Raw genomic sequence first — 11,901 nt, 5'->3', positions numbered from 1 at the left:
CTCAAGCCTCCGCACGCGGGTTGATGTTCAGTGCTCGCGCCACGCACGAGGCGGGCTTGGCCTGGATCAGTTCGACGGCGAGACCGTCGGGCAGACGCAACCAGTTGCGTCCCTGTCGCATCTCGCTTACACCATACCGCTGCGCTGCAGCGAGCGCGGCTTCCAGGTCTTCGCACATGACACCAAGGTGGCCGAGCCGGCCCTCGGGTGCGTCGTAGTTGGCGTCATGGATGAATTGCAAACCACCCAGGGTCCAGTACTGGCGGGGTTCATCGACGGTACCGTCCACTTCGCGCATCGTCATGCCAAGCACGTCTTCGAAGAAGCGGATATGCCAGTGGATATCCTTCACCCAGATGGCCACGTGTTCCAGATAGGCCTTGCTGCCGTTCATACTGTCTCCCTTTTTCGTCGGTCCGCCATGCAGCGCTCGATGCCCTTGATACAGGCGACCAGCGTTGCGTTGACCGGGGTCGGCACGCCGTGCCGTTGTCCCCAACGCACGACCGCTCCGTTGATGAAGTCGATTTCGGTGATGGAGCCTTTTTCGAGGCTTTGAAGCATCGAAGTCTTGAAGCCGGGCGAAAGTCCTTCGCCGGCGAGCGTCCAGACACGCTCAGGGTCGGTGGTGGAGAGCGTGACGCCAGCGGCCTGGGCAACCGCCATCGCTTCGGTGACCGCAGCAAGCGCAGCCGTCTTCAAAAGCGGTTCGTCGTAAAGCTGGCCATATGTGAGCCCTGTCGTGCCGGTCAGTGCGCCAGTCGCGACATTGACTAGCAGTTTGTCCCACATCGTGCCGACGATATTGGCGCTGACTGTCGTGGCCAGTCCGGACGCATTGAACGTTTCGGCGATCGCATTCGCGCGGGAGGTAATTCGGCCGTCCAACTCACCAATGTGAGTCGCTTTGCCGGCGACGCCAGACTCGATGTGCCCCGGATTGCGCATGACGCCGCCGACATAGGTCTTACCAGCCAGCACACGTTCACGCCCGATGATGTCGGCCAGCACATCTTCGTGTCCAAGCCCGTTCTGCAATGACAGAACAAGCGTTTCCGGTCCAATCAGGGCGAGTGCGCCGCGCATCGCTGCGTCGGTATCGAATGACTTTACCAGCACGACGACCAGATCGACGATGCCGGCTTCGGCAGCCCGTGTGGTGGCGTGAACTTTCACGCGACGGGAGCCACTCGCGTCATCTACCTGTAGACCATCACACCGTATCGCCTCAACGTGCGCTGCCGAGCGGTTCAGCAACCAGACCTCGTTGCCGCCCTCGGTTAGCGCTGCACCAATCGCAGAGCCCAATGCGCCCGCACCCAGAATCGCAATCTTCACTGTCGTCTCCTTAACTTGAAGATCAAGATACAAGCCGGCCATCATGTCGGCAATGCAATGGATGCAATGAGATCATTGCCATAGACAATATCGGTCGACGCATGACGATGAAGCTCCGAAGTGATTCGCACAGGAGCGCTGCTAACGAACGATTTTCCCAATGGAGAGGGCGTCCGGCGTTTCACCGAAGCCGTGCTCGGGCATGCAGCAACACGGTGCCGATCCCGCTAATGGCGATCACGAGCATGCCCGCGGCGGTCCAGAAGTCGGGGACCTTGCCAAAGAGCGCCCAGCTGAAAAGCGTCGCGAATGCAAGTTGCGCGTAGCCGAACGGAGTGAGGAGTGCGAGAGGTGTTCTGCGTAGTGCCTGTAGCATCAGCAGATGGCCGAAGGTGGCAAATGACGCCATCACGAGAACCAGCAGCCAACTGCCGATCGTTACCTTGCGGATTTCGGGCAGGAGGGCTGCCTGACCCACCCAAAGAAGCGCGGCGAGCGCGATACTCGCGACCAGCGCGGTAATGAAATTAGTAGTGGTCGGGTCGCCTGCCGTCGACAGTTTGCTGGACACGACCTGAAAGCATGCGAAGGTCGTGGCGGCGCCAATGGGGAACGCCACTGTCCAGCTGAAATCGCCGCTACCCGGCCGCACGACGGTCAACATGCCGATGAACCCCAGAACAACCATCGACCATTTACTTTTCGGCACCTGCTCGTTGAGCAGGGTAGCGGCAAGCAGCATTGAAATCAGCGGTGCCATCATCGCCAGCGAAGTGGTTACGGGGAGCGGCAAATAACGCAAGCCTGCAAACGTACAAGCCGAATTGAGAAGGAGCAGCAAAGCACGCAGGAGTTGCAGTTTCAGCACGCCCGCGTTGCGGAAGGGGTTGATGCCCTGCCTCGCGTGCCACGTGCCGAGCGCGACGGACTGGAAGCTGTAGCGTCCGAAAAGCAGGGCGACCAGCGGCACCGTCCCGCCGATGACCTTGACGGTGGAATCGCTCGCGGCAAACGTTGCTGTCGTGGCGATCATCAGGACAATGCCAGCCTCGGCGGTCATCGGGAACATGATCTGGCGTTTCAAATCGATGCCTGTAATAAGCTTGCCGGATCAGCAGTGGTGGAATTTCCGCAATGCAGGGTCGCACGTAGAAAACGGTTGCTGGGAGGGGCGAGACCGTGGTCGCAATGCAAGGAACCTGACGCCGATCCCTAGCGATTCCTCCTCAACCTGAAGCTCAAGATACGAGCGGATACTCATTTCCGCAATGCTATGATCGCAATGACGTCATTGCGTGGAGCAATACTCTCATGGGCTCAGCTGAACTCCCTGATTTGAAGCTGCTGCAGCTATTCGATCTCCTCTACGAAGTCCGCAGCGTCACACGCGTGGCCGAGCAACTGGGACAGAGTCAGCCAACGATCAGCATCTGGCTCGGACGTTTGCGGGAGCATTTGCAGGATCCACTGTTTATTAGAACGCCGGCCGGAATGGCGCCTACGCCACAGGCCGATGCCCTGATCGGCCCTTGCCGGGAAATCCTGGAGTCACTACGACGCTTCGCGGCCTGGGAAATTGCGTTTGTTCCGGCTACCGCCAAGCGGCGTTTCCGAATCTGCATGACCGACGCCAGTCACATCACGCTATTGCCGCGAATGTTGGCACATGTGCGCGCGCAGGCACCGGGTATACGCCTGGAAGCGGCGCGTATTGACGGCAATACTGAACGGGCGCTGGAATCCGGCGAGGCAGACCTCGCAATTGGTCACGTTCCCTGGCTTGGAGGTGGGATTTACCAACAGCAACTTTATATGCAGGACTGGGTATGTCTGACGAATCGTCATCATTCAAGACTGAAGAGCAAGCTCGGGCTGAAGCAGTACCGGGCAGAAGGACACGTCGCGATTACAGCGGGGACGGGCGCGCAGCTGCTTGAACAAGCGCTGGTGCGTGAGCACATCGACCGCGACGTGGTGTTGGAATTGCCTGGCTTTCTCGGACTTGGGGCGATCATCAAAAGCACCGACCTGATAGCGACGTTGCCACGACACATCGGCGAAACGTTGGCGAAGGTCAATGATCTGGCGGTTCACCCATGTCCGGTTCCTGTGGAGAGCTTCGCCGTGCGGCAGCACTGGCACGCCAGATATCATCACGAAGCCGGAAACCGCTGGTTGCGCAGTCTGGTCGTGCAGCTGTTTTCCAGTACGGGTTGACCACGGATCGCCGCTTTACGGCCCGAGGAGTCTTTTCAGCCGTGCCTCTTCGAAATCGAGTTCCGATTCGATTCGCTGCAAGGTTTTGTGCTTGATCCGGTTCTCGTCGTGCAACTGAAGCAGCGCCGCGCGGCCCGCCTGGACAGCTCGCAGCCCAAGGTTCAGCCGCGTCAGCCGCAAGTGCACGAGGCTTTCGCCGCCCGTGTGCGCTTGCGCGTTGCTGTCGATACGATAACTGTATTCGTCGATCAGCCGCAGCACGACGTCCTCATCGCCTTTGCATTGCGTGAGGTCGATCTGCTTCAGCGCGTCCAGTGACGCCTGAAACGTGAGGGAGCGCGCCTGATATTGCGTGAGATATTTCGTTTCGGCGGACGCGTGAGCATCGCGAAAACCGACGAAGCGCGCGAGCGGCGCCAGCGTCAAACCTTGCACCACGACCGTCACGAAGATCACTGCGAACGTCGAGAAAATCAGCAGATCGCGATCGGCCAGCGACACGGGCAGCGCCAGTGCAGCGGCGAGACTCACGACACCGCGCATTCCGGCCCAACCGAGGATCGTCGCCTGCTTGAGGTCCGTTCTCACCACGGTGCCGCGAGCGCGCGCAAGGAGATATTCGGGCAATGCGATCGCCCCCATCACCCAGACGAACCGCGCGACGATCACAGCCGCGACCGTTACGCCGGCAATCACCCACACGCGCTCGGGTAGCCACCATGAGAACGTGTGCCCTGCGTCAAGCTTTGCCAGCGTACCGGGCAGCGACACGCCGATCAGGATGAACACGAGCGCTTCCAGCACGAAGACGGCGACGTCCCACGTGCCGGTGGTTTTCAGCCGCGTGGTCGCGTCGAGCGTCATGTGCTGGCACAGTCCAACGATCAGGCCGCACACCACCACCGACAGCACACCAGAGCCGTGCAGGCGCTCACCGAGCAGATAGGCGGCCCACGCGGCGAGGAAGGTCAGCACGACGACCAGATGCGTGTCTTCGAGCCAGCCGAGCAGCTTGACCGTTGCCCAGCCGATGAGCGCACCCGTTGCCATGCCGACGAGCGAGAGCGTCGAAAAGGTGAGGGCGGCGCCGCTCGGGCTGAATGTGCCCGCCGCCAGCGCAACCAGCGCGAAGCGATAGATCACCAGCCCTGACGCGTCGTTGACGAGGCTTTCGCCCTCGAGCACGGTGACCAGGCGTTCCGGCAACGGCAGCTTGCCAAGCAGGGCTTTGGCCGCGACCGCATCCGGCGGCGACACGATCGCGCCGAGCGCGACGCACGCGGCCCACGGTAGCTGTGGATCGACCCAGTGGACGGCGCACGCGACGCATGCGGTCGTGAACATCACCGACCCGAGCGCAAGCGATGCGATCGATGCGGTCTCGCGGCGAAACTCCCGCCAGGCGGTATAAAACGCACTGGACATCAGCAGCGGCGGAATCAGCACGACCATGATGACATCGGGGTCGAGGGCAACGACGGGCGCATCGGTTGCGAAGCCGATCGCCGCACCGCCAACCAGCAATACGGCAGCCGACGGCAGATTGAAACGGCTGGCAACGAGCGATAGCACGCAGGCACCGAGCAGTACGAGAAGCAGGTCTTCGAAGAATACGATGTGGTTCATCAGTGGGGGCCCGAGGGAACAGTGGCGGCCGGCCATTCCCGCGACGCCGCCATGCTTGCATGACTTTAATGCACAAACATTTTACGTGTTGTTTGGGTGCCCACCTGATTGGGCCAGCAAGACAAGGTTCCAAAAGCAGTGGGCGCTGGCAGGACCATGCAGCGGGTCGGCTTCGGGAGGCACACGGAGTGAACGACAGTACTCCCATTATTATGGAATCAGAATTTATAGCCGGACCATTAAAACACTTCTTCGGCTCCCTGATCGATACAGATTCGCAACGATTCCGAGCCATTTTTTATTCCATTCGCGCAGTATTTTTATTTGCGTCACCGCCGGGCATTCGTTACCCGCGCGTCAGATGGCTGTCATTTTGCACCTAGAAAATCGGCGCTTTCAGTACGAGACGACGTCCACGGAATCGGTCGGTTTGCGTCGCAGACAGCGCAATTAATAGCGTTCTGTTCGCGGCGCAATCGTCTCGTATTCCTATTCATACAACGGAGTTCAAATTGAACAGCGATGAAAACAACAAGAGTGGAATTGACCGCCGCACTTTCCTTGCCGGTCTGGCAGCAGGCACGGGTGCACTTGCGCTGGCGGCATGCGGAGGGTCGTCGGACGGCGGCAGCAGCACGATGGCCGGCGGCAGCAGCACGACGGCCGGTCCGGCCGGAAGTACCGGCACGGGTACCGGCAGCACATCGGCAAATGAGATTCCCTCACCCGACGGCACGAACCGCTATACGTTGCCGCGCCCGGTATTGCCCGATCCGACGACTTCGGGCATCGACCATATCGTGCTCGTAACGATGGAAAACCGTTCGTTCGACCACTTCCTGAGCTGGGTCCCGGGCGCCGAGGGAATGCCGCCGAACCAATTATTCACCGACAATTTCGCGCAGCAGCACGCGCCTTTCCTATTGTCCGCCAATCCCGACTATGGCTTCCAGGCATGCAATTTCGCGGATCCGAACCATAGCTTTGCCGGTGGGCGGATCCATCTTGCCAATGGCGCGATGAACGGCTTCCTGTTGTCGACTGCGACGAGCAACACGCAGGGTGACTTACTGCCGATCGGCTTCTATCAGGCCGCCGACCTCGACTTCTTCCGGGGTGTAGCAAGCCAATATACGGTTTCCGATTTCTATTTCAGCGGCATCCTGTCTGAGACATTCCCTAATCGCATCTATCTGCATGCGGGCGCAACGGATCGGCTTAGCAACACGACGACCGTCTCGACGCTGCCGACGATCTGGGACAAGCTGGCCGCCAAGAATGTCAGCGCCACCTATTTTTATCACGACACGCCGTTTACCGCGCTGTTCGGGAACCGCTATACGGGCATATCCCAGATGTTCCCGCAGTTTCTGACGCAGGCCGCGAACGGCACACTACCCTCGTTTTGCATGATCGATCCGATCTTCTCCGGCGAAGCGCAGGGCGTCTCGGCGGACGATCATCCGCACGCGGACATTCGCAACGGCGAAGCCCTGCTTGGCCAGATCTACGACGCACTGCGGACTGGGCCGAACTGGGACCGCACACTGATGATCGTCGTCTATGACGAATGGGGCGGCTTCCATGACCACGTGGTCCCCCCGACGCGTCCCATGAGCGACGCGGAAACGACGCTTGGAAACGATGGAAAGCTGGGTTTTCGCGTGCCTTGCGTATTGCTCGGCCCGCGTGTGCCAGCGGCGACCGTGACGCGCTTTCCGTTTGACCCGAGTTCGATTCACCAACTGATTCAATGGCGCTTTGGCATCGACCCGGTCGGCGTACGCGGCAATGCTCCCGGCACGTTCAATCTTGCGTACGCTCTGGATTTCACTCGTCCGGCGCGTACTGACGCGCCGGCGATTCCGGTCGCTCCGGGACCGTTCGGCAGCGCATGTCCGATACCGGCACCCGCAGCGCCGGCTAGCGGAGCGTCGGGAGCCGTCGCGAAGGCGAGCATGGCTGCCGAAATATCGAACGAGATACCGCGATTCACCGATGTGCGTGAACTCGCCGATACCTTCGGGTTCCCGAGACCCTAAGTTTATCCGCGCCCGTTGACCGGTTATCGTCGATCCGCGGGGCACTGTCAGGTTGGTGGTGAGGCGGCGGCAAAATGAGGCGACGAAGGAGACGAAATCGCTTTATCACAGTCCCCGCTTCACGGCCGCCGTCATCAGCAGTGTGGTCCGCTGATATTTTCGGTTCAATCTGAGCCTGCGCTACATCGAGGAATTGTTGCTCAAGCTCGCCTTTGCAATCTCGCTCGCGTTGATTGATGGATGACGCGTCAAGCGCCAATAGCTTCCTCGGGGGCATTCCATATTCATGTAATACCGGTCCTTCATCGCGCCGACTATCATCCGAAAATCGGCGTCAAAAACTGTTCAAGTCAAACACGGCCTGGTGATTGCACTGCGTACCTCGATGAAACCGCGGTGCCTGATGAACGTCCCGCCGGGCAATGCACGGCGACCGATTCAGCAATCCGTCCCGGAGAGATGGCTTGGTCTCACACGCGCCGACCGCTGGCTTCCCAATCCCTTCGCGATGATCGGCGAAACCGCTACCCGGCACTACACGGTCGCGCCTGACATTCAGTCTATCTTCCAATGGCAGTGACACGAAAGGACATACCATGACTGTGCCCCAAGGCAACGGAACACATCTTTCCACGGACGCAACCCGCGCTGCCCGATTGTTTTTCCTCGAACTGAGCGGTGGCCGAATTCACTCGATCAATCCCGACGGATCCGGCCTCAAGACAATCGTCGCGGATTGCCGCCTCCCGGACGGCATTGTCGTGGACGTGGATGCCGGTCAAATCTATTGGACCAACATGGGTTCGATCGGCCTCCACGACGGCTCGATCGAACGCGCCGACCTGGATGGCGGGAACCGCGTAGTCATTGTCCCGCAAGGCGTCACGCACACACCGAAGCAGATTCATCTCGACAAGGCCGGTGGCAAGCTCTATTGGTGCGATCGAGAAGGTATGCGCGTGATGCGCGCCAACCTCGACGGCTCACAAGTCGAAACGCTGGTCGCGACCGGGCATGGCGACCAGGACCGGCTCGACCAGACCCGGTGGTGCGTCGGAATCACGACCGATCCGAAGCACGGCAAGCTCTACTGGACGCAGAAAGGTCCGGACAACGCCGGTCTGGGCCGCATCTTCCGCGCCAATATCGACATCCCGCAGGGCGAAGACCCGTCAAACCGCTCCGACATCGAAGTGCTGTTCGACCGGTTGCCGGAGCCCATCGACCTCGAGCTCGACCTTGCGAAGCGTGTCCTTTACTGGACCGACCGCGGCGATCCTCCGCGCGGCAATAGCGTGAATCGTGCGCCGATCGATGGAACGGGCACGTCTGAAATCCTCGTTACGCACCTGATGGAGGGAATCGGCATCGCGCTCGACATTCCCGGTAACCGGATGTTCGTCACGGACCTGGGCGGCTCCGTCTATTCCGCCGATCTCGATGGCAAGAACCAGCGCAACTTCCTCTTCGCGCAAGGCAACCTCACCGGTATCGCCTATGCCGAAGTCTGACCCACGCATTGGAGACATGACATGACTGATACCACGCCCATTCGCCGCATCGCCGTCATCGGCACCGGCGTGATCGGTGCCAGCTGGACCGCACTGTTTCTCGCCAAGGGGCTGAAGGTCGTTGCGACGGACATCGCGCCGAATGCCGAAGCCCAGCTCAGGAAGTTCGTGGAGTCCGCCTGGCCGGCGCTCAAGAGGTTGGGCCTTGCGCCCGGAGCGTCGCAAGCGAACCTGACGTTCACGCCCGTGCTCGCACAAGCGCTCACGGATGTGGACCTCGTCCAGGAGAACGGCCCCGAGCGGCTCGAATTCAAACAGGATCTCTATCGGCAACTCGATGAGCTGCTGCCACCCAACGTGATCATCGCGTCGAGCACGTCGACCCTGCCCATGAGCAGCATTCAGGTGGGCGCCGTGCTGCATCCCGAGCGCTGCGTCGTCGGCCATCCGTTCAATCCGCCGCACCTGATTCCGCTGGTCGAGATCGTCGGCGGGACAAAGACCTCGGAAGAGACGATCAGGCGCGCCACGGAGTTCTATACGTCGATCGGGAAACGGGCGGTGCGCCTGCACAAGGAATTGCAGGGCCACGTCGCCAACCGTCTGCAGTTCGCGGTGGCGCGCGAGGTCTATTACCTGGTGGCGGAGGGGGTGCTGAGCGCCGCCGACGTTGACACCGCTCTCTCATGGGGGCCGGGCCTGCGCTGGGGCGTGATGGGCAACATGATGCTCAATCACCTCGGCGGCGGCCCGGGCGGCATCGAGCACTTCTTCCATCAGTTCAGCGGTCCGATGACGGCCGGGTGGAAGGATCTCGGCTCGCCCGAACTGACGCCGGAAGTGCAGAAGAAGCTCATCGACGGCGTTCATGCCGAGGCTGGATCGAGATCCATCGCGGAGCTGGAGGCGGAGCGCGACGAGATGCTGCTCGGCCTCATTGAACTGCGTACTAAAGGTACTGCGCACTAAAGGTACGGCCGCGGCCATGCCACGCGAGGTCGCGGCTCACGCTGTCTGAACGCGGGCAGTTAACATTCCCTAATCGAAATGGATCTTTGCAGATGAATCACTCGACTCACCGCCGAAACGGAAACGAGCCGGATCGGCTCACCGCGATCATTCAATCGAAGCTTGCGAATCCGGAGCGCAGCTCAGATTTCGATCTGCACAGCGCTCTCGATGAGGTACTGAAAGACGTCGGGTTATCGACGGCGGACAGCGGTGGAAAAATCACTTTCTACGGCCGGGATCCGATCATTCCAAGCCTCTTCCGGTTCGGCTCCATGCCCGCGATCGCCCTGGCCGCCAAGGCGGTCGGCGTCGCCGCGCTGTGGCGGCTCCGGACCGACGAAGAACAGGATATCGCGGTGGATGTCCGCAAGGCTTTGCGGCGCTTCGCCGGGTTCTTCGATCTGAAATGGGAAACGATCAATGGACGTCCGCCGGTCCTCGAAGTCGATGCGGATCTCTTCCGCGAGACCCGCGATGGGCGGCACGTCGTGCCCCTGAACATCTACCCGAAGCTGGCGGCCCGCGAGCTTGGCTTGCTCAGATGCGATGCCAGCCCGGAATCCGTGCGCAACGCCATTTTGCAGTGGCGCGCCGACGATCTGGAGAATGCCGCGGCAGAGGCCGGGATTGTCATCGCGAAGGTGCGCACGTTCGAGGAATTCCAGAAGGAGCTTCAGTACACCGAGGTGCTCTCGAAGATGCCACTGATCAGTGTGGAAAAGATTGGCGAGAGCGAGCCGATCCCTTTCACGAAGGATGGCGTCAGTCCGCTGGATGGCATTCGTGCACTCGGAATGAGTCACGTGATTGCCGGAGCGGCCATCGGCAGGGACCTCGCGTTCTACGGGGCCGATGTTCTCAATATCTGGCGGCCGCACGACGATAGCGAGATCGAGGCGTTCGCATGGGACGCACAGGTTGGCATGCGCTCGACAATCCTTGATTACTCGAAGGAGGATCGCGCGAGATTCGATCACCTGCTCAGAGGTGCGGACGTCTTCTTTGCGAACAAGCGTCCGGGTTATCTGGAACGCCATGGCCTCGATGCCGAAGAGCTCTGCGCCCGAAAGCCGGGGTTGATCCATGCGAATGTCCTTCTTCACGGCGACAAGGGCCCCTGGAAGAATCGGCCGGGGTTTGATGAAATCGGCGCGGCTGTCGTGGGGCTGTTCGCTGTCGAAGGCACGCTCACACGCCCCAAATCGCCGCCGATCATCCCGATTGTCGACAACGTGGTGGGCTGGCTCGGCACGGTCGGCGTACTCGCGGCGCTGCGCCGACGCGCTGTCGAGGGCGGCAGCTATCGGGTGACCGTTTCTCTGACCCGAACCGTGCTCTGGCTCTTCTCGCTCGGCATCTTCGACAGGCACTATGCCCGCGCGATCCCCGGGTCTTCCGGCGAACACACCGATGTCGCTCCCGATCTGTTCACGGCGGAGACCCCGCTGGGCACGTATCAGGGCATGACCGACCAGGTAGTCCTGTCAAAGACGCCTGGATCCTTCAGGACGGTTCTCGTGCCGCGAGGCTCGAGCAAGCCCGAATGGCTGGCGCGGTGAGGGTGCCTGACCCACACTCGTGAAAAGTCGGTCAGGTTCGCGACGGTGTTACCGTTGAGATTGGTTAGCTTCCAGCAGTCAAAGGACGCTGTTCCGACCGCCATGGCCGAGGGCTGTTCGACGCGAGCGCCAGCCATCCGTACTTGTGCCCGGATTCGTTGATCGACAAGATGCCGGCGCCGCTTGCCAGCTTGCACAAAGTCGTCGAACTCGACATCCAGCTGCAAAAGCGGCGCGACAAGGCTACGGCTAAACGTTTCTCCAAACGTGTACTGGCGCCTTGTCCTGAAGTGTCGCGAAAGATCATCACTGACCAGTTGCGCAGCTACTGCGCGGCGAAGGCCGCGATTCCTGAACTGGCAAACGTGAAGCACGTTTTCGTCAAAGCCAGCGCCCGAGTCAACAACCGGGCCGGGAATAGTCATCAACCCATGCGTGAACGCGAGCGTCCCATGCGTGGTTTCCGCGATCCTGAACGATCGGCCGGTCAGGCGAGTGAGCGCGGTCAGCACTGGGCCGTGCAATTTTCTGACTACAGGCGACTGCGGACACGAATTGTCCGAACGGACGTCTAGAGTGACGTTTGCTGTTCGCGTC

9 protein-coding genes and 1 pseudogene are annotated in these 11,901 nt (G+C 60.7%); 6 read left to right on the top strand and 4 right to left on the bottom strand.

The features are described 5' to 3' along the window. Nucleotide 1 precedes the first annotated feature (1 nt). The 3 genes from RI103_RS28200 to RI103_RS28190 all read right to left on the bottom strand — a co-directional run bounded on the left by RI103_RS28200 (nucleotide 2) and on the right by RI103_RS28190 (nucleotide 2,422). Complete coding sequence (locus tag RI103_RS28200; protein WP_310815796.1) at nucleotides 2-394, bottom strand: VOC family protein; 393 nt, start codon at nucleotides 392-394, stop codon at nucleotides 2-4. Next, entirely contained in the window at nucleotides 391-1,338 is a 948-nt protein-coding gene (locus RI103_RS28195) for a 2-dehydropantoate 2-reductase (RefSeq protein ID WP_310818596.1), read from the bottom strand. Before RI103_RS28195 ends, RI103_RS28200 begins: the two co-directional genes overlap by 4 nt. A gap of 181 nt (nucleotides 1,339-1,519) precedes the next feature. Beyond that, on the bottom strand, nucleotides 1,520-2,422 hold the full coding sequence (locus RI103_RS28190) for a DMT family transporter (protein WP_310815795.1): 903 nt from the start codon (nucleotides 2,420-2,422) through the stop codon (nucleotides 1,520-1,522). Between the two features lie 227 nt (nucleotides 2,423-2,649). On the opposite strand from RI103_RS28190, the gene RI103_RS28185 reads away from it, so the two are divergent. Beyond that, nucleotides 2,650-3,555 carry a LysR family transcriptional regulator gene (locus tag RI103_RS28185; protein ID WP_310815794.1) on the top strand — a complete coding sequence of 302 codons (906 nt, stop codon included), beginning with the start codon at nucleotides 2,650-2,652 and terminating at the stop codon, nucleotides 3,553-3,555. Between the two features lie 15 nt (nucleotides 3,556-3,570). Here the strand turns inward: RI103_RS28185 and RI103_RS28180 are convergent, their stop codons facing one another. Next, nucleotides 3,571-5,181: a Na+/H+ antiporter gene (locus tag RI103_RS28180; protein WP_310815792.1), complete on the bottom strand. Its 1,611-nt coding sequence runs from the start codon at nucleotides 5,179-5,181 to the stop codon at nucleotides 3,571-3,573. A 512-nt stretch (nucleotides 5,182-5,693) separates the two neighbouring features. On the opposite strand from RI103_RS28180, the gene RI103_RS28175 reads away from it, so the two are divergent. From RI103_RS28175 to RI103_RS28155, 5 genes and pseudogenes are all read left to right on the top strand, one after another. Further along, nucleotides 5,694-7,223 carry an alkaline phosphatase family protein gene (locus RI103_RS28175; protein ID WP_310815791.1) on the top strand — a complete coding sequence of 510 codons (1,530 nt, stop codon included), beginning with the start codon at nucleotides 5,694-5,696 and terminating at the stop codon, nucleotides 7,221-7,223. A 596-nt stretch (nucleotides 7,224-7,819) separates the two neighbouring features. Continuing rightward, nucleotides 7,820-8,734, top strand: coding sequence for a 3-hydroxyacyl-CoA dehydrogenase (locus RI103_RS28170; protein ID WP_310815789.1), 915 nt, complete (start codon nucleotides 7,820-7,822; stop codon nucleotides 8,732-8,734). Between the two features lie 21 nt (nucleotides 8,735-8,755). Continuing rightward, nucleotides 8,756-9,703, top strand: a complete 948-nt coding sequence (locus tag RI103_RS28165) for a 3-hydroxyacyl-CoA dehydrogenase NAD-binding domain-containing protein (RefSeq protein ID WP_310815787.1) — start codon at nucleotides 8,756-8,758, stop codon at nucleotides 9,701-9,703. Nucleotides 9,704-9,795: 92 nt separating this feature from the next. Continuing rightward, a complete protein-coding gene (locus tag RI103_RS28160; protein ID WP_310815786.1) occupies nucleotides 9,796-11,304 on the top strand; it encodes a CoA transferase in 1,509 nt (502 codons plus the stop codon). 206 nt (nucleotides 11,305-11,510) lie between these two features. Then, nucleotides 11,511-11,879: pseudogene (locus RI103_RS28155) on the top strand (DDE-type integrase/transposase/recombinase); the annotation flags it as partial. Between the last annotated feature and the right edge of the window lie 22 nt (nucleotides 11,880-11,901).

It is taken from the genome of Paraburkholderia sp. FT54, assembly GCF_031585635.1.
Taxonomy (GTDB): Bacteria; Pseudomonadota; Gammaproteobacteria; order Burkholderiales; family Burkholderiaceae; genus Paraburkholderia.
Note: the sequence above shows the minus strand (reverse complement) of the source record. Positions and strands in the feature narration are given on the sequence as shown.